The following is an 18,719-nucleotide window of genomic DNA, read 5'->3' on the forward strand; positions in this document are numbered from 1 at the left end:
CGATCGTCGTCGTCATCTTCATCGCGATCGTCGTCGTCATCTTCATCGCGATCGTCGTCGTCATCTTCATCGCGATCGTCGTCGTCATCTTCATCACGATCGTCGTCGTCATCTTCATCACGATCGTCGTCGTCATCTTCATCACGATCGTCGTCGTCATCTTCATCACGATCGTTATCACCGTCCTCATCGCCGTCCTCATCGCCATCACCGCTTTCAGGGGCGTCGAGGATGCCGTCGTTGTTGGAGTCGGTGTCGCGGTAGTCGGCCAAGCCGTCGCCATCACTGTCCTGATAGCCTTCAACGGAGTCGGGAATGCCGTCATTGTCGGAATCGAGGTCTTGGAAGTCGTGGGTGCCGTCTCCGTCGGTGTCGGGGGACTCGTCGAGATATTGACCAGCAGGAGCGAGGAAGCTTTGCTCCCCTTCTCCGTCGACCCAGAATTCGCCGCGGATGAGGATGTGAGAGAGGTTGGCCAAGACGGCTGAGAGCACCTCTTCGGTGGTGTTGAAGGTCTCGGGCTCGAGCAGGACGGAGTATTGGCAGTATTCGGCTTGGGCCATGCTGCCCAAATCGTGTTCCATGACGCCGTGGCGCAGGTCGGTGACCAGCTCGGTGCCATCTTTAGCCACCAGCATAACGTCTTGGGTCACGGGAGTGGCCCAGGTCTTGTTCAGAGGCTTGGTGGCCATGCCGAAGTAGAAGCGCTGACCGTAAGCACTGGATTGGTCGCCAGTCCATTTGGTCACTTTGAAGTAGCCCGGACCGGCCGCCGTGTCGGTAAAGGCGGCGTCATACAGGTCCTTGTTTTTATTGAAGCTGAGTGAACCTCCGACGGCAGAGATGACTCCGGCCTTGGACTCCAGATCCTTCTTGTCGATTTCCCAGTCGTTCTTGGAAACCTGGAGTTTGTCTTTTTCGATGTCGTTGCTGATGCCGTCGTGGTCTGCATCCGCCATGAGGGGAGATGCGAGAGCCAAGCTCAGGGTCAGGTTGACGAGGGGGTATTTTTTGCGTTGTTTCATTGTTGTGAGGGAGAGGGTTCGTTTTAAAAAGAGAATGGAGAGAGATTAGGCGACCAGGCTGACGTCCTCGCGATGGACGCGGGGTTGGAAAGATTTTTCGCCAGCGGTCTGGGCTACGGGGACGGTGTGGTCTTCGAGCATCGCGCGGTAGACGCCGAGCTCCATCTGCAAGCCCATGCCGATTGAGAGGAGAGCTGCCATCAGGCTCATCATACCGATCACGGTGAGAAAGAGGGAAAGGGCGTGGCCGAGCAGTGCGGTGAGTAGGCCGGCTATCAAAAAACCGCCGGCGGTGAATCCGGCGAGGAGAGCGATACGACCGAAGAAGTGCATGGGGCGATTGCGGTAACTCTTGAGGAAACTGATGGTGACCATGTCGAAGAGGCCGCTCAGGATGCGCTTGACGCCGTATTTGCTTTTCCCAAATGCGCGGGGGTGGTGTTGCACAATCAGCTCGGCGGTCTCGTAGCCTTCGAAGGAGGCCAAGGCGGGCACCATGCGGTGCATCTCGCCATACATGGGCAGTTGCTTGGCCACCTCGCGCCGATAGGCTTTGAATCCGCAGTTGTGGTCGTGCAATTTCACTCCGACGAGCTTGCTCAGGATGGTGTTGAAGACGCGGCTGGGGAGGACTTTATGCCAGGGATCAAAACGTTTTTTTTTGTGCCCTGTGACGATTCCATACCCCTCTTGCAGCTTGCTCAAAAAGCGTGGAATCTCTTGCGGATCATCCTGTAAATCAGCATCCATGGTGATAACGACATCACCGATTGCTTTTTCGTAACCCAGGGAGAGAGCGTCAGCCTTGCCCATGTTGCAGCGGAAACGGAAGGACCGCACGATGCCGGGATTGAGGGTGGCCAGGCGTTCCATTTCCGACCAAGTGCGGTCGCTGCTGCCATCGTCGATGAAGAGCACCTCGAAGTTGTGACCGAGGATTTCCATCTGCTCGCTGATGCCTCGGAAGAGGGTCTCCAGAGTCGCCTCCTCATTCATCGCGGGGACGATGAAGGAGACGGTGTCGATGTGGAGTTGGGAGAGTTTCATTGGGATGCGGACTGGTTGCTGATTACTGTATTCATTTCATGTGCCAAAATAGCTATAGGTCGTATCAAAACGCTTTAGGTAAGTGGTTTATGGTTTTTTTTTGGCAGGTGCGAGTGGAAAGTTGGCTAGCGAAAATCCGGTAAAAATTTCCGCTTTCCCCAATTTTACCGGAAAGATTTACCGGATGGGTGAGATGGGGGCAGGATGTCGTGGCGGGGAGCTTTTTCGTTCGGGTTTGAAGGGGGGCGTGAGGGGCTGGGAAGCCTCAAAGCAGCGGTCGCAGGGGGGGGCTGGGGTGGGGGTTCCTGGGGTTCAGAGAGGAGCGAGGGGATAAAAAAACTCCTCCTCGCCGGGGGTGCGAGGAGGAGGCTGGGTTTTTTTAGTTGGATTGAGGCCAGACTTGGGGGGTGGTCTTAGAAGTCGCCTTTTTGTTCGCTGCTATAGCCATCGACGCCGTCCCATCCGGTGGTGGGGTCGGGGCTGCCTTGGTAGTAGCCGCTGCCGCCGAGGCTGAGGGGATCCAGAGCGGGGGTGATCTCGAACCAGAAGTCCGCGAAGTTGGAGTCGCTGGCGGCTCCGGCTTCGGTCCCTTCGGCCCGACTGTGGTCCTCGACCATGACGACGGTGGTGTTGTTGTCGGTGAAGGTGAGGAATTGGTCGAGGGCTCCCGGGTTGGCCGCATTCACGGAGAAGAGCGGCTGGCGCTTGGTGTTCTCGCCCTGGCCACGGGGGGTGTAGCGGTGGGGATTGGTCACGAAGCGGTCGAAGCGGTTGTGAGGCAGCATGGCCAACATCACGGTCCGTCCAGCGAGTCCCAGGGCTTGGGGGTCGAAGGTGACCTGGTCGCCGGCTTCACTGATTTGGTTGTCGAGCACGGTCACCGCGTTCTCTCCCGCAATGGCGCGGAATTCTAACAAGTTGGGGGTGACGGTGGCCACTTTCTCGTAGTCCACGAGGGCGAGGCTGAAGTCGAGGCTGCTGGCATCGCCCCGCAGGTCGATGGTCACCGGGCCGGAGGCGGGCAGCTCGAACAAGTCGGCTGAAATCTCGTAGCTCGGGTCGTTCCAGCCCAGGTTGGTGAGCACGGTCTCGACGTCTGCCGAGGTGGGGGAGATTCCACCGAACTGCAGGGTTGCCGGGGCGGCGGGCACGATGTCAATGAGGAGGATGACGTCGTTGAAGTCATTGTCCCGACCTTGGAAGACCCGGTCCTCGAAGGCGACGATGAGCGGGTCGCCGGGGATGTCGAGGAGGGAGGCGGCCAGCTCCAGGGAGCCGGGATTGAGGTCGGCATCCTGGTAGATGCGCTGGGTGCCTCCCGCTCCGCCATCGGAGACGAGGCCAAGGCGCAGCTCGGTGCCGGCGGGCAGAATGCCCAGGCTGGCGGTGGAGCCGGGGACCAGGGGTGCGGTGGGGCCGGTGCCGAACTTCTCCCAGATGGTGCTCCAAGTCGCGACGTGGTCGGCGGCATCATACCAGGCAACGGAGTTGATTTGCTTGGCGCCGTCGTAGATGACGGTGACGAATACCTCGGAGTCCTCTTCCACGTAGAAGCGGTCTTCATCGAAGCCACGCTTGTGATCCTCTAGGGGAAGGCCGTCGGTGTTGCAGTTGAGCTCCAGCTTCACCGCATTCCAGATGTCGCGGGCGTAGGAGTAGAAGAGCGGGTCGATGCCGTAGTTGCGGATTTGGCCCTCGGTCAGTTCAAACTCGATGATGTTGTCGTCGAGGTTGCACAGCGGGCAGTCGTCGATGGGGGTGTCGATGCCGTCGCCGTCGTCATCGATGTCGATGAAGTTGGGGGAGCCGTCGCCATCGGAGTCGAGGATGATGCCGTTGTCGAGGATTTCGTCGGCATCCAGGACGCCGTCGTTGTCGGAATCGAGGTCGAGGTAGTTGGGGGTGCCGTCGTCATCGTAGTCCCCGGTGCCTTCGATGTCATTGGGGATGCCATCGCCGTCGCTGTCGAGGTCCTCGAGGTAGTCGGGGGTGCCGTTGCTATCGCTATCGAGGTCGATGACCGCTTGGGGCAGCGCGTAATGGTGTAGCGCCACCGAGTTGCGGACGAGCCAGTTGTCGGCCAGGAGAAAGCCTTTCATGCTCTGCGATTGAGTCACGGTGGCATTCGGCGCGAGGAGGGAACCCACGAACTGCCGCTGATTGATGTTCACGACTTGAGCGTCGGAAAAGTTCCAGACGATCTTGGAAGGATCGTAGTTCACCGACCAACCCCAGTTCGTCAAGTTTCCGGTCACGTTGATGACCACCGATCCTTGGCCATTGAGAAAATCGAGGGTCTTGTAACCGGTGATTTTCGAGGCATCGATATGGAACACGTTCAGTCCGTCGTTGATGGAGAGCTTGATGTTGTTCGGGTCCGTGATGAGTCCGGCCATGTCTACTCCCTCCTGGCTAGCCAAGACGGCCGACATGGCGACGTAGCCAGCCCAATTCGGCTCCTTGTCCATCGTGCCCAAGTCACCCGTGTATTTGCCCAGCGCTCCCCGGATGTCGCCGAAGACGCCATCGGTGGAACTGTGATTGTGGCCCGGACCATCGTAGCGCAAATAGTCGTTGATTTTGTTATCTCCTCCGACGAAGAGAGGGACGATCTGATTGCCCTGACCCGCAATGGTGTAGTAGGAGCCAGTGACGTCTCCTTTAACCCAAATTCCGTTGTCGGCCCGACCTCCTTGGAAGTCCGCATTGCTGAGGATCACGGCGTTGCCGTAACCATCGGCGAAGGCATCCCGGGGAGTCTCGACCACGGCGTTGCCGCCGCCTTGCTGGGAGCTGTTTCCGCCCGCTTGGGAGGAATCCTCTTCCTGGGAGGTGGCGGGGTCGCCATCGTAGTCGAGGGCGTTGGGGATGCCGTCCTCGTCACGGTCGGCGTATCCTTCCACGATATCCAGGAGGCCGTCGTTGTCGCTATCGACATCGCGGTAGTTGGCGAGTCCGTCGCCGTCGCTATCGTCTGCTCCCTCCAGAGAGTCGGGGAGACCATCGTTGTCAGAGTCCTCGTCCAAGGAGTCGACCACGCCGTCGCCATCGGTGTCGGGCTCGGCTCCCACATAGGTGCCGGCCGGCGCGAGGTAGCATTCTTCGCCGTTCACTCCGCTCCAGAACTCACCCCGGATGAGGATGTAGTCGAGGTCGGCGAGCACCTGGCGGAGCTTTCTTTCCGTGGTCTCGAAGGTGGCGGGGTCCAGGGTGATGGCGTATTGGCAGAATTCACCAAAGGCAGTGCTGCCCAGGTTGTTCTGCATCACGCCGTGGCGCAGGTCCACATTGACCTCGATGCCGGACTTGGAGACGAAGGCCACGTCACGGGTCGTGGTGGTGGCCCAGCTCTTGTCGAGAGCTTTGGTCGCGATGGCGAAGTGCAGTTTCTGGCCGAGGGCCGCCGATTGATCGCCCTGCCACTTGGTGACTTTAAAGTAGCCGAAGCCATTGGCGGTATCGATGAAGGACAAGGTGTCGCGACCGAGTCCCAGGCTTTGTTCAGTGTGTCCGCCCAGGCCGGTGATGGCACCGGAGGCGAAGTCAGCGGCTTCGACCAGCAAGTCGCCGGGGCCGAAGCTCACGATGTCTTTTTCGAGGGTATCGCTCAAGCCATCGGAGTCCTGGTCGGCAGCCAGAGGGCCGCTCAACATCAGAGCCAATGAGACGGGGGCGAATAGGTGTTTGCGTTTTTGTTCCATTTGAAGAGAGGGAGGTATCGTTTTTCTGAAAGAGAGAGTTTGGTTGAAAGTGGGTGAGAGGCAGTAGAGGGCTCGTTAGGGGAAAAGCTTATTGAGAGTCTTTGATTTGTTAGCGACTCTATTAATCATTCGACGTGCCAAAGCTGATAATATTTTCCGTAATCTGCTTTTAATGAAGCGGTTGGGTTTATTTTTTGTGGTGGCAGTAGAATTGCGGGGAGCTGGAAATCCGGTAAAAATTTCCGGGTTTCCTAGTTTTACCGGAAAAAATTACTGCCCGAGCCGGTGAGGAGACCGGAGGCAAAGTTCGCAGCTTCGGCTGGCCAAATATCGGCGGCTTGGTCGGCAATCAGCGGGGGTTGCTCAGTATCGGCGTCGGCAAGATTGGGACGAACGGGTCTTTGCGTTTTCGACTGATAGGTTGAATTACGCGGGGAGGGTGTGGCGGGTAGCTGCGGGCTCGTTGTGGGAAAGGTCGTGGTAGGACTGGAGGGTCAATTGGGCACAACGGTCCCAGTCGAAGAAGCGGCGGGCGTGGTCGTGACCTTGTTCGCCCAGTTTCCCGGAGAGGTCCTGGTCGGCCAGCACGGTGAGGATGGCTTTCGAGAGGGCTTTGGGGTCTTTCTCCGGCACGAGCAGCCCGGTCTCGCCGTCGATGATGACGTCGACGATGCCACCTACTGCGGAGGCGACCACGGGCTTGCGGCAGGCGAGGGCCTCGATGAGCACCACGCCGAGCCCTTCAGTATCTCCCTGGTCATCGTGGATGGCGGGGTGAACGTAGAGGTCACACTCCTGATAGAGGGAGCCGAGGCGCTCGTTGGAGACGAAGCCCGCGAATTCCACCTTGTCGTCCAAGCCCAGTTCGGTGGAGAGGGCTTGCCATTCGGCCTTGCGGTCGCCTTCGCCAGTGATGACGAGGCGCACCTCGCGCTTGGCCAGCACTTGGGGGAGGGCGTGGAGCAAGACGTCGATGCCCTTGCGCTGGATGAGGCGTCCGCAGAAGAGCAGAAGGGGCACTTTTTCCTCAGCGGTGGTCGCTGCGGGAGGGGCTGGAGTTTCTTGAATGGTCGCTCCGTAGGGAATGATTTCGGCATCGAGACCGGTCAGGCGCTTGATCTCGGCTGCCGTGTGAGAGCTGTTGGCGCGAATGGCGTCCGACTGCTTGAGGAAAAAGGTGAGGGCCCAACGGATGGGCTTGCTCTTGCGGGCAAGAGCGAGCTCGGCTCCGTGGCACATGGAGACGACTTTGATGCCGAGGAACCACTTGGGCAAGAGAGCCCAGAGGCCGTGGGGGAAGGGCCAGTGCACGTGCAAGACGGTGGTGCGGTTGACAATGCACCAGTAGAAAATGGAGAGCATTCCGCAGAGGAGGTAGGGAATGGTGAGCAGCTTGTAGGAGAGGGAGCGGGACTTGCTGGGGGCTCCTTCATCATGAGTAAGGGCTTCCCACCTGGCGGGGGCATAGCGGAAGCGGCGCACAGGGATGCCGTCGATCTGGTGGCTCTTCAGTCCACGGAAGCCAGCGGCGAAGATCTCGAGATCGGGTAGACCGGGAGCGGTGCGGCGGGTCATCTCGCGCATCCAGGGCACCTGGTGATCGTCTTGGCTCCGGGCGTAGGTGGAGGTGACAACGGCGACCCGCGGGCGATCGAGTGGTTGGTCGAAGAGAAGGTTGATCATGATGAGAGCGAGGTGAAAGGTGGGCAGAGCAGGCGGGGATTCAGGCGATGAGGGAGGCTTCTTCCTGGAGAATCCGTGGGGAGAAGACTTTGGCGTCGGTATTTTCGGCAACGGGCACAGCGTGGTATTCCTTCATGTTCTTGTAGACTCCGTGCTCCAGCTGCAGACCCATCCCCACTGAGAGGAGAGCCGTCATGGCTGCCAGCATGCCGGTGACTGCGAGGAAGAGTGAGGTGCTGTGGCCCAGAAGTGCGCAGACCGCCGCGAGAGTGAGGAGGGTGGCCGCGGCCACGCCGCCAAGGAGAGCGATGCGCCCGAAGAAGTGCATGGGGCGATTGCGGTAGGTCTTCAGGAAGCTGACAGTGGTCATGTCGAAGATGCCGCAGAGGATGCGCTTGACGCCGTATTTGCTCTGGCCGAATTGGCGGGGGTGGTGCTGCACGACCAGCTCGGCGGTCTCATAGCCTTCGAAGGAAGCTAGGGAAGGAACCATGCGGTGCATCTCGCCATACATGGGCAATTGCTTGGCCACCTCGCGCCGGTAGGCTTTGAAGCCGCAGTTGTGGTCGTGCAAGTCGACGCCGACGAGTTTGCTAAGCACGGCATTGAAGACGCGGCTGGGGAGGACCTTGTGCCAGGGATCGTAGCGCTTCTTCTTGTAGCCAGTCACAATGCCGTAGCCTTCCTGGATTTTTGCCAGGAAGCGGGGGATCTCCTGGGGATCGTCCTGCAGATCCGCATCCATGGTGAAGATGACTTCCCCGGAGGCTCGCTCGTAGCCCAGGGAGAGGGCATCGGCTTTGCCCATATTGCGACGGAAGCGGTATGCCCGCACCAAGCCGCGATGACGGAGAGCGAGCTCTTCCATCACTGACCAGGTCCGGTCTGTGCTTCCGTCGTCGATGAAAATCACTTCGAAATCGTGTCCGAGAGCCTTCATTTGGGAGGCGATTCCTTGATAGAGAGTTTCCAGGGTCGCTTCCTCATTCATGGCGGGAATGACGAAGGAGACGGTGTCGATGGCGATTGTTGATAATTTCATTTGAATACAGGCTACGTTGTGAAATACCTAAATCATTAGCTATGCCATCTCGGTTTCCTAAGGCTCTATCCAGCTTCTCATGAATTGTTTACGAAAATCTGTGGCCGATGGCTGGTCTCGGGCCCTGCGGGGAAATCCGGTAAATTTTTCCGGCTCCGGCAATTTGTTCCGAAAGTTTTACCGGGCGAAGGGAGTGCTTTTGGCTGCATCTCCGTTGGCGTTGAGTTCTTGTTTTCAAGCGGGTCCCGATTATGTGGATCCGCAATTGCAGGCTCCGGCGGATTGGCGCACTGCGGAGGGCGAGGTCGCGCAGAAGGATTATTGGATCGAGCGCATCGACCGCGACCAGTTGGCCCGGCGCACAGGGGCCGAGCTGTGGTGGCGGCAATTTGGCGACAGTACGCTCAATACTCTCATCAGCCATGCTCGCAAGCATCACCCCACAGCCTATTTGGCTGACGCCCGTATCCGCGAGGCGCGGGCCCAGCGCCATGTCCTGGCCTCCTACTGGTCTCCCTGGGTGGGGACTCGCGACGAGATCGGCTTTGGGGAAGACTTTTCCGCCAGCTACCTGGCGGCCCTGGAGGCGGGCTGGGAGCTGGATCTCTTTGGCCATATCGGACGGGGGGTGGAGGCTGCCGAGGCGGAGTGGGAGTCAGCTGTCGAGTGGAAGCGCGATTCGCTGGTGGTGCTTACCTCCGAGGTGGCTTTATATTATCTGGCCTACCGCACCCTGGAGGAGCGGATGACTCGGGCGGAGATGGCCGCTGCCCAATTTCGCGATCTCCATCAAGTGCTCGAGGAGCGGGCCGAGCTCGGCATTGTGCCGGAGAGTGACGTCGTCGAGAGTCACGCCCAGCTGCTTACCCGGGAGGCCCGGTTGCCAAAGTTGCGGCAGGATAAGGAAGTGGCCGCCATCCGCTTGGCCAATGCGACGGGCATTTATCCGGCCGCACTGGGAGATATTTTGGAGCAAAATGAGGGAATCCCGGAACTTCCCCGCAAGATTCTCCTCGGCACGCCGGCCGAGGCCTTGCGCAACCGTCCTGACGTGCGACGCGAGGAGCGCAAGCTGGCGGCCCAGACGGCTAGTATTGGCTTGGCCGAGGCCGAGCTTTACCCCCTGATTTCCATTTCGGGAGGGTTACGCTACGAGAGTGATTCCGCAGGGGATCTCTTCAGTCAGGTCAACCGCATCTTTGGTTTTGGTCCCAAGCTGACCTGGCGCATCTTCGAGGCCTGCCGGGTGCAGCATCGCGTGGCTGAGGAGAAGGCGCAGACGGAGATTCGCCTGGCGGCCTATCAGCAGCAGCTGCTGGATGCGGTCGCGGAAATCGAGATCGCCCTTGCCCGCCTGCAGTCCGAGAAGGAGTATGCCGACAAGCAGGCGGAGGCAGCGGCCGCTCATGAGCAGAGTGTGGCCATGATCCGGGAGTCTTACCTGGCCGGTTTTGTGGACATCCGTCGCTTGCTCAATGCGCTCATGGATTACCACGATACGCGGGATGAGGAAGCTGCGGCCCTCGGACGGAGAGCCTCCTTTGCGGCCGCTCTCTTCAAGGCCATTGGCGGGGGCCAATTGGCCGAGGACCCTGCTTGAGACTAGCGGAGAACGCCGATTTTGCTCAAAACTTCGTTGAGATGGGGGCGGCGAATGGGCTTGGAAATAAAGTAGGGCATCCCTGCTGCCTGGCAGCTTTCGCGGTCGCTTTCCATGGCATTGGCGGTGACGGCGATGATGGGGAGGTCGGCAGCCTTGCGACCGGCTTCGCCAGCCCGGATGCGGCGGGCCGCTTCCAGGCCGTCCATCACGGGCATGCGGACGTCCATCAGGATGGCGGCGAAGTCGTCCTTGGTGCGTAGGATTTCCAAGGCTTCGGCTCCATGCTGGGCAGTCTGGTGCTGGAAGCCCAATTTTGACAGCATGATGCCCAGCAGGCGGGCGTTGATCTCGTGGTCTTCAACAATGAGAAGGGAGAGATCGCTAGTGGAGGCGGTAGTCGCCTTTTGGGCGGGCGGTAGGATCTGGTCTGTGGGAGTGTGCAGGGGGATCCAGAACTTGAAGGTCGCTCCTTCACCAGGAGTCGAGTCGGCATGGATCTTTCCACCCATGGCGTGCACGATTTCCCGGCAGACGGCCAGGCCAAGGCCGGTGCCTCCAGTTTTTTTGGTGATCGAGCGGTCGACTTGGTAAAAGGTTTCGAAGAGCTTTTCTTTCATCTCTTCCGGGAAGCCTGGTCCGTTGTCTTTCACGGTCACTATGAGGCGGTCGCTGGTGACGCCCAGCTCGACGGAGACTTCCCCTGAGGGGATGTATTTGACCGCATTTCCGACGAGATTGGAAACGACTTGGAGGGTGCGGGTGTTGTCGCCGATGATGAGGGCAGGAACCTCGGGGGCAATGTGAGTGGTGATGGAGATCGATTTTTTGCGGGCTTTGATCTGGTGGGCGTCGACGACGTCCCGCACCAATTGCCGGATGTCGAAGGTGGCTGACTTCAGCTTCAGGCCTCCACTTTCTATTTGGGAAAGGTCGAGGAGGTCGTTGAGGAGATTGGCGAGGAGGTCACCACTGCGCTGGATGATGCCGATGGCCTCTTGCGCTTCCTCCTTGAGGTCCATCTGGGAGAGGAGGTCCGCGAAGCCGAGAATCCCGTTGAGAGGGGTCCGGATTTCATGGCTCATGGTGGCCAGAAAGAGGGATTTGGCGGCATTGGCTTGTTCCGCTTCCTCGCGGGCTTGTAGGGTGCGGGCCTCTTGTTCGCGCTGTTCGGTGATGTCGCGGATGATGCCCTGAATGAGCTTCTTGCCGCCCAGTTCGAAGACGACCCCAGTGGCTTCGGTCCAGAATTCTTCGCCGCTAGGGCGCAGGAAGCGGACTTGGAAGCGGGCCTGCCCGCGCTCGACGACGTGGGCGATGCGCTCGCCTACCCGCTCGGGCTCTCCGGGAGCAAGGATGGTGCTGACGTTGATGCCGAGCAGCTTCTCGCGGGGGGTGCTGAACATGCGTTCCACGGCCCTATTGATATCGAGGATGCGTCCTTCCAGATCATGGAGGATGATGCCATCGAGGGAAGACTCGAAGACCGCGCGGAATTTGCGTTCCCTTTCCACGGCGGCGGCGAGGGTTTGCTTGCGGGTCGTGATATCGCGCAGGATGCCGTAGATCTGCTTCTGGCCATTAATCTCGAAGAGGCGGCCGTAGACTTCGGCGGGAAAAGTGGAGCCGTCGCTGCGCTTGAAGTTGGCCTCATAGCGGCAAAAGCCAGAGTTACGCACTAGACGGAAGGCGTTCTTGGCGATGGCAAAGCTGGCGGGGTCGACCATGCGGGTGATCTTCATCGTGCGCAGGGTCTCGCGACTGTAGCCGAACATGGAGACCGAGGAATCGGAGGCCTCGGTAATCGCGCCGTTCAACTTGTGGATGAGAATGCCATCGATGGAGGCATGGAACAGCCCCCGGTATCTTTCCTCTTGCGCTTGATTCTCGACATCGGCTTCCAGTCGTTCGGCTTCGACTCCGATGGCATGGGAAGCGAGTTCGAGGATCACCCGATCCAGAGCAGTCGGGGTGTAGTTGGTTCGGAAGCGGACGGCCACCACGCCATAGTTGGTGTATTCGGCGTGGACGGTGGAAAAACCGTAGAGGGCGCCTTGGTTATCCTCTTCCAAGCGGGTGCGCAGACAGCTTTCGAAAAGGCCCGGGATGGAAGGAAGATCGAAGTCCCGGGGAAAGGTTTGCGCCATGGTGGGATTTTCCCGCGAGGGGTTGGGGAAGTAGCCACCCCCTTCCACATTCATCAGATCGACGAATTTCTCCACCAGGCGGAGAATGTTGCGCGAGTGATCGCCGCCCGTCTTGAGAAAGACGTTGGTCAGCTCCGTCATCGTGCTTTGGTAAGTCGAAAGCGACTCCTCCAAGGCCCGGTTGGTCTCGTAAAGGCGGAGGCTCTTTTCCTCCAATAGATCTTCCGCTTGTTTTCGCGCGAGCTTTTCGCGCGCGACCCGTTGTTTTAGCCGTTCCTCTTGATTCCTCATCAATCCAGCAATCTGACAGTGAAAAGAGTTCCGCTAGTCGTGGCCGCTTTGGACACTTCTCCCTGCCGGTGAAAGTGGGCAAGGGCTCCCTCGATGAGTCCATGGCAAAAGTCATCAAGATGGCGCTGGGAGGTGTAATGGACCTCCAGCTCGGTGGGTGACAGGCGCCGGGTCTTCAAGCTGGGAAGTTCTGCTTCGGGATAGAATTTGCTCGCTTCCACATGGACGTAGCCTTCCACATCTTCCAAGAACTCAAGAGGGCCGGAAGAGGTGCGGATAAACTGGGGGTAGCGATTGGCGAGGAGGGGGAGCAGGTGGCGGCCATACTCCCGCAGGACTTCGGCCACGGGCTTGTCGGTATGGCGCGCGTAGGCTTGCACCAGGGCGGTGAACTCTTGGTGGGGATAGGTGCCCACGGCGGTGTAGGCCCCTTGCGAGGGGAGGTCGCATTCGTGGATGAGGTCGTCCACGGTGTCCTCGTCGCACTGGTTTTCCACCAGGGAGAGAAATTCGGTAAAGAGAAAGCCTTTCATGCGGGAAGTAGCTCGATGCCGTATTTTTTCATTTTGTTGTAAACGCTCTTTTCGGCAATGCCCAGGCGTCGGGCGGCCTCTGACTTGTTGCCTCCGCAAGCGCTCAGGGTCTGGCGGATGGCCTCGGCTTCTACTTGGGCCAGCGAGAGTCCGGCCAGTCCGGCGGGGGCATTCGCGACCTTGTCGGCGTCCGGGGAGGGCTTCTGGATGGCGCTGGGCAGATCTGTGAGGCGAATGGTGTTTGCCTCACAAAAGGCGCTGGCTCGTTCGAGGGTGTTTTCCAACTGGCGCACGTTACCCGGCCAGCGGAAGCCGGTGAGGGCCTTCAGGGCCGCGGCTTCCAGGCGGAGGGCCGGGCCCTTTCGCCGGGAAGAGAGGCTTTGCAAAATGCGTTGGGCCAAGGCGGGGATGTCTTCCGGCCGCTCGCGCAAGGGTGGCAGCTCAAGGGGGATGACGCTCAGCCGGTAGTAAAGGTCTTCGCGGAACTCGCCGGCCGCGATTTTTTCCTCAAAATCAATATTGGTTGCGGCCACCAGACGGACATCGGAGGAAATCCAGTCGTTGCCGCCGATGCGTTGGAACTCGCGGTCCTGCAGCACGTTGAGGAGCTTGGGCTGCAAGTCCAGTGGCAGGTCGCCAATCTCGTCGAGAAAGAGAGTGCCACCGCGGGCAGATTCGATCTTGCCGATGCGGCGTTTGAGCGCTCCCGTGAAGGCTCCTTTCTCGTGTCCAAAGAGTTCGCTTTCCAAGAGTTCCCGGGGCAGGGCGGGACAGCTGACGGTGACGAAGGGGGCATCGGCGCGCGGGCTGTTCTGGTGGAGGAAGCGGGCGAGCGCTCCCTTGCCCGAACCGCTCTCTCCGGTGAGGAGAATGGTGGAATCGTGCCCGGCGACCTTGCGCGCGCGGGCGACTAGATCCTTGCTCACCGGGGCTTCCGCGACAAAGGTGGCATTGCTCGTGGTGGGCGTGCTGATGGACTCGCGTAGGGCTTCGTTTTCCTGCTGCACTTCCCGTAGGCGACCGGCTTTGTGCAGGCACTCGAAGAGCTCTTGCGGGTCGAAGGGTTTGGTCAGGTAATCGAAGGCCCCCAGCTTCATGGCCCGCACGGCTTCCTGAGCCCCATCGGCGGCGGTCAATACGACCGAGGGCAGCCCGGGGTGTCTTTTGGCAAGAATTTCCAGTAGCTCAAAGCCCGACATCCCAGGCAGGCCGAGGTCGAGGAGGATGGCTCTCGTCTCGTCCTCAATGGCCGCCAGCCCCTCTTCGGCAGTGGCAAAGCAGTGGGTGCGAAATCCGAAGTCCCTGGCCTTGAGTGATAACAAGCGGCGGGTGATTTCCTCGTCCTCGACAATGACTAAATCAAAAGGCAAATTATTGTGCGGAAAAGCCTAACGAATTGACTAGTTCGATGCTAGGATAAAAATCTCAACATGACCATGGACGATCTCATTGACGAAGACTATCTGCAAAGCTTGGGAGGACGGGAAGATGAGGAAATCGGCCTTGTTCTGGAGGATTTTCTTTCCGGGTTGCCGGATAGCGCGCATTCCCTCCGCCAGCGACTGGAGGCTGGCGAACGCGAGCGGGTGCGGGAGGAGGCCCATGCCCTCAAGGGTTCGGCCCGCATGTGTGGCTTTGCGGCCATTGGCAACAAGGCGGCGGAATTGGAGGAAATGGCCGCCGGGGGTCAGGCGCTGCCCGAGGGGGAGCAGTGGAGTGAAGATGTCGTCAAACTCGGTGAGGCGACGCAGAGGGCCCTGCGCTGAGGTGCCACGCTCGGCGCTTTTCCCCATGACCGGTCCGGGCTAGCTTCCTCCGGCGATGGGAGACTTTTTTTCCGATTTCAGCAGCGACGAATATTTCATGCAAATGGCTTTGCGCGAGGCGCAAAAGGCCTTGCGGGTCACCGAGGTGCCGATTGGGGCCATCATTGTCCGCGAGGGGAGCGAAGTGATCGCCCGGGGTTGGAATCAAGTGGAGACCCTCAAGGATGCTACCGCGCATGCCGAGATGATTGCGCTGACCTCGGCCCAGGAGGCCTATGGCGATTGGAGGCTGGAGGGTTGCACGCTTTATGTGACCAAGGAGCCTTGCCCGATGTGTGCGGGGGCCATTGTGCATTGCCGCCCCGATCGAGTCGTCTTTGGCTGTGAGGACCCGAAAGGGGGAGCGGCGGGGGGCTGGATCAATCTTCTGCAAGCGAACCCGCCCCTCAATCATCGCTGCGAGGTGACGGCAGGAGTGCTGGGGGAGGAATGCGGCGCGCTCATCAAGGGCTTCTTTCGCGAGGCGCGGGCGCGCAAGGCGGCGGCCCGGCTCTTGGAGAAGCAGGGGGATGAGGGGCCGCCCTCGGAGCACAATTGAGGGAGAGAAAGAGCCCCCTGAGCCGCAGTGGAACCTGATTCCCTCTTTCGAGTGGCCAATTGTGGGGGGGATTGGTCTAAAAGAGCGTCATGACCCGCCCTTTTCCCTCCCTGTTGTTTGTCTTATTGCCCCTAGGGCTGCTTTCCAGCTGTGCCCAGTTTTTTGTCAAAGAAAAGACCTATCTTCCCACGGGGAGCGCCACCGTTAATGGGGCGGAGGTGGCCAGCGCAGTGAAGGGGATGGGAGGGAAGTCGGGGCTCTCGGTCTCGGCCATGGTCTACAGTGCTGCCAGTGGGGAGACCGATGGTCCCTTCCTCTGGCGCATCGAGGCCCGGGGGGAGGAAGGGGTGCACGAGTCCCTCACCGTCCATCGCCTGCGGGTGAAGACGGAGAAGACCGGGCGCAATGAACCCTTCCCGGCCAAGTGGCTGGGCACAGCCGCTCCCTTCGAGCCCCTCAAGGGCAAGAAGAATGAGGGCACGACCTTTGCCAAGTTCCAGCTCCCCGGGAAGTTGGAGGTCTTTCCCGAAAGCGACGGCCGCATCACTCTGGAGGCGGACCTGACGGTGCGGGCCGGAGGACGCAATGAACGCCGCCAGCTCACCTTCGTGATGGAGCCTTCCGTGGGGCGAAAGACGGAGAATCTCTTCCTTCCTGGCGAAATCATCGGTAGCCTGGGCAAGGAGGACCCCACCGAGTGGCAGTGGAACTCCGCTGGTAGCGATCGCTATGGCGACCGCTTTTGGGGGGATAGCCGCAACTTCCACTAACGCAGCATGATCTCCAGATGGCGGGCGGTGAGCTCGCCCATGGACTGGCAATGCGAGAGGTCCTCTCCGGGATAGTAGGCTGCCAGGTCTTTGCGCAGCGTCTCCACATGGCTGTCGGGGGCGATGCTGTCCTTTTGCATCACCGCCAGGAGGGACCGCAGGCGGATGCGTTCCACCTTCGCCCGCCGCGCCATCTGTGCTCTTTCTTCTTCCACATACTGGGCTATGGTCTTGCGATTGAGCGCCCGAAAGGCCAGGCGGGTGATGGGCTTGTTGGAGTCGAAGTGGTAGGCCAGATAAGTCTTGCTGCGCCCTTCGTAACATTGCTGGTCGAAGTCGATGGGCCGCACCCGGTATTGGATTTCCTCAAAGTCGGGGGTGATGTCGACCACGTAATTCACTGAACGCATGTCACCCAGCAAGCGGATGAAGCAGCGCTCATTGAACTTGGTAAACTCTTTGGCAATGCGCACTTTATTCAAGTCCCGGCTCTTGAGGTAGTCGCGCAGGAAGACATCCCCCGGCACCCCAGCGATGTGCTCCTCGATGAGGGTGTTGCCATTGACCAGATAGTTTAGGCGATTGGGGGAGAGGAGATGCTCCAGCTCCAGACCATAAAGCCGCGAGGCATCGGCAGTTTTCACGTAGTAGTAGTCGGAATTGCCGTTGAAGAGATTGCGGATACAGACGCGGAAGGGACGCGAGTTACCGAATGAGCCGAAATCGATGCGATCGACGGTCAAATGATCGGCCAGCGAGAGATCGCCGCCGATTTTTAAAGTGGCATAGATGGAGGTTAGCTTGGGGATGAGGGCTTCCATGATTTCCGGCGGATACATCACGGTGAGCCAGAGGGTCTCTTCTCCCATGGGATTGATGTAAGGGACCGAGCCGGTGAAGCCATAGAGATCGTCATAGACGAGAGGAATCTCCGACTGGCGCCCGAAGTGGTAAAGGTAGTGGCGCAGCGAGGAAGAAAGGGGGTAGAGGATCTTGCGGCGGGAAATCATGGCGGGGCCCGCACTCTGGGGCAGAAGCTGCGACAAGTCACTGCCGAAAGGCCAGAGACCACGCGGAGGGCGCGTGGTCTATCGGCTTGGGGACGGCTGGAAAGGGGCGGGAGCCTTGCCGCCCGTCTGGCTCAGTAGCGGTAGATGGCCCCGATCGCTTCGCCTTCCGGCAGGGGGCTGGCGACATCGTGAGCGCTAATGAAGTGAACGGCTCCTTCTGCCAGAGCGGTCTCGCAGGCGGCCTGGTTCACCAGTTCATAGTCTCCGGGGTGCCGCTCGGCATGGACTTCCACGCGGCCATCGGATTCCGACAAACGGCCAAATCGTTGGGCCCCTTCCCGCACAAACAAGGTTTCGACCTTCCCCATCCGGGCCGCAAAAACGATGTCTGCAAAGTCCTGCGAACCTTGCCCAAGAGCCAGTAATTCACGGAAACGGGCGTAGTGTTCCAGGCGTTGCCGGCGGTCCTGCTCCTCCATCCAGGAACACAGTTTGGCGACGAGCTCGGGATCGCGCAAATTGCTCACGTTCTCATCGATCACGTCGGGGGAGAGATTTTCCCAATTGACTACTTCCCGGAAGTGCCCCGCCGTCGCCCGATCCGCACAGAGGACGACCTTCATCTCGGCATGGGGCAGATTTTTCGGCAGGCCTTCCTGCACCATTTCGTAGAAGCGCTGGATTTTTTTCTGCTTGGTGGATTCCGTGGTGACCCCGTGTCCGTGGTAAGTGACCTCGGTGCCTCCCCTCGCGGGTGCGGCTGTGGCGTGATACTGCAGGCTTTTCTCGGGATCATCGAACTTCATCGCCTCTTCCAGGGAGGTGGGCATCCCGCTCAAGGACACTTCCTGCGCCCCCCACCGGGTGACGTGATAGCCGCGCAGTTGGTTCAGATCGACAACGAGAACGAAGACCTCGTTCCCCACCGTGGTCTGCAGGAGCGGCGAGAGATGGGGCTTGCCATCCTTCACCACCAGGGGCGTGGGGGTGAAGGGCACCTTGTAGGCCTCCGCTCCCCCTCCGTGGGCGATGAGGAGGAGACCCTGGCTTTGCTCCTGCCAGTAGGGAGTTTGCCCCTGGCCGAGAGGGGCCAATCCCGACAAGACCGTGCCGATGCGTTCATGATTGAGCTCGTCGTGGCTCAGGCTCTCGCGAGCGTCTGCGAGCGCGTTCTTGAAGACAATCGGGTTCTTGCGAGTCTCCGCTCCCTTGCTCTCCATCGGCATCCAGAGGGTGAGACAGGGCCCTTCGGGGGAAAGGGAATGGAGGCGGCGGAACATGTCCCGGTCGAATTGCTTCCACTCCCGGGTCGGCATCTCTTCTAGGATTTCTTTTTCTGCGATCATAGCAAATGCCTGGAATCGCAATTCTCATGCCGATTGATAGTGAGAGGATTGAGGGTGTCCCCGGATTGGGTCGCGTGCAAAGTGCGGGATCACACCTTGCAGCCTGCCCCAAAAAAAAAGACCCGGCCGCCAGCCGGGTCTTTTGGATAAAGAAGGGGAT

At 59.8% G+C, this 18,719-nt stretch carries 14 protein-coding genes; 4 read left to right on the plus strand and 10 right to left on the minus strand.

The window, feature by feature from the left end:
• The 5 genes from JIN78_RS13795 to JIN78_RS13815 all read right to left on the minus strand — a co-directional run.
• On the minus strand, nucleotides 1-1,025 hold a 1,025-nt coding region (locus JIN78_RS13795; RefSeq protein ID WP_307833007.1), incomplete at its 3' end, for a laminin B domain-containing protein.
• A gap of 45 nt (nucleotides 1,026-1,070) precedes the next feature.
• A complete protein-coding gene (locus JIN78_RS13800) occupies nucleotides 1,071-2,072 on the minus strand; it encodes a glycosyltransferase family 2 protein (RefSeq protein ID WP_200392568.1) in 1,002 nt (333 codons plus the stop codon).
• A 413-nt stretch (nucleotides 2,073-2,485) separates the two neighbouring features.
• Nucleotides 2,486-5,773, minus strand: coding sequence for a collagen-binding domain-containing protein (locus JIN78_RS13805; RefSeq protein WP_200392569.1), 3,288 nt, complete (start codon nucleotides 5,771-5,773; stop codon nucleotides 2,486-2,488).
• 426 nt (nucleotides 5,774-6,199) lie between these two features.
• Complete coding sequence (locus tag JIN78_RS13810) at nucleotides 6,200-7,456, minus strand: glycosyltransferase family 4 protein (RefSeq protein WP_200392570.1); 1,257 nt, start codon at nucleotides 7,454-7,456, stop codon at nucleotides 6,200-6,202.
• A gap of 40 nt (nucleotides 7,457-7,496) precedes the next feature.
• Nucleotides 7,497-8,498, minus strand: a complete 1,002-nt coding sequence (locus tag JIN78_RS13815; RefSeq protein WP_200392571.1) for a glycosyltransferase family 2 protein — start codon at nucleotides 8,496-8,498, stop codon at nucleotides 7,497-7,499.
• 220 nt (nucleotides 8,499-8,718) lie between these two features.
• Here JIN78_RS13815 and JIN78_RS13820 point away from each other — a divergent pair, with 220 nt between their 5' ends.
• Nucleotides 8,719-10,098 carry an efflux transporter outer membrane subunit gene (locus JIN78_RS13820; protein ID WP_200392572.1) on the plus strand — a complete coding sequence of 460 codons (1,380 nt, stop codon included), beginning with the start codon at nucleotides 8,719-8,721 and terminating at the stop codon, nucleotides 10,096-10,098.
• 2 nt (nucleotides 10,099-10,100) lie between these two features.
• Here JIN78_RS13820 and JIN78_RS13825 read toward each other — a convergent pair whose 3' ends face one another.
• The 3 genes from JIN78_RS13825 to JIN78_RS13835 are packed head-to-tail and all read right to left on the minus strand — an operon-like array spanning nucleotide 10,101 to nucleotide 14,439.
• Entirely contained in the window at nucleotides 10,101-12,536 is a 2,436-nt protein-coding gene (locus tag JIN78_RS13825) for a PAS domain S-box protein (RefSeq protein ID WP_200392573.1), read from the minus strand.
• Entirely contained in the window at nucleotides 12,536-13,069 is a 534-nt protein-coding gene (locus tag JIN78_RS13830) for a heme NO-binding domain-containing protein (protein ID WP_200392574.1), read from the minus strand. The genes JIN78_RS13825 and JIN78_RS13830 overlap by 1 nt, the downstream gene beginning before the upstream one ends.
• Nucleotides 13,066-14,439 carry a sigma-54-dependent transcriptional regulator gene (locus JIN78_RS13835; RefSeq protein ID WP_200392575.1) on the minus strand — a complete coding sequence of 458 codons (1,374 nt, stop codon included), beginning with the start codon at nucleotides 14,437-14,439 and terminating at the stop codon, nucleotides 13,066-13,068. Before JIN78_RS13835 ends, JIN78_RS13830 begins: the two co-directional genes overlap by 4 nt.
• A 66-nt stretch (nucleotides 14,440-14,505) precedes the next feature.
• On the opposite strand from JIN78_RS13835, the gene JIN78_RS13840 reads away from it, so the two are divergent.
• The 3 genes from JIN78_RS13840 to JIN78_RS13850 all read left to right on the plus strand — a co-directional run bounded on the left by JIN78_RS13840 (nucleotide 14,506) and on the right by JIN78_RS13850 (nucleotide 16,203).
• Nucleotides 14,506-14,835, plus strand: coding sequence for an Hpt domain-containing protein (locus JIN78_RS13840; protein WP_200392576.1), 330 nt, complete (start codon nucleotides 14,506-14,508; stop codon nucleotides 14,833-14,835).
• A gap of 55 nt (nucleotides 14,836-14,890) precedes the next feature.
• The gene (gene tadA / locus JIN78_RS13845) at nucleotides 14,891-15,433 is read left to right on the plus strand and encodes a tRNA adenosine(34) deaminase TadA (RefSeq protein WP_200392577.1); all 543 of its coding nucleotides are present in this window, start codon (nucleotides 14,891-14,893) and stop codon (nucleotides 15,431-15,433) included.
• A gap of 89 nt (nucleotides 15,434-15,522) precedes the next feature.
• Nucleotides 15,523-16,203: a hypothetical protein gene (locus tag JIN78_RS13850; RefSeq protein WP_200392578.1), complete on the plus strand. Its 681-nt coding sequence runs from the start codon at nucleotides 15,523-15,525 to the stop codon at nucleotides 16,201-16,203.
• Here JIN78_RS13850 and JIN78_RS13855 read toward each other — a convergent pair.
• Nucleotides 16,200-17,249, minus strand: a complete 1,050-nt coding sequence (locus JIN78_RS13855; protein ID WP_234037994.1) for a hypothetical protein — start codon at nucleotides 17,247-17,249, stop codon at nucleotides 16,200-16,202. The two genes, JIN78_RS13850 and JIN78_RS13855, sit on opposite strands and share 4 nt — an antisense overlap.
• 95 nt (nucleotides 17,250-17,344) lie before the next feature.
• Nucleotides 17,345-18,559, minus strand: a complete 1,215-nt coding sequence (locus JIN78_RS13860) for a baeRF7 domain-containing protein (protein WP_200392579.1) — start codon at nucleotides 18,557-18,559, stop codon at nucleotides 17,345-17,347.
• Nucleotides 18,560-18,719 lie beyond the last annotated feature (160 nt).

The organism is Roseibacillus ishigakijimensis (assembly GCF_016595415.1).
GTDB lineage: Bacteria > Verrucomicrobiota > Verrucomicrobiia > Verrucomicrobiales > Akkermansiaceae > Roseibacillus > Roseibacillus ishigakijimensis.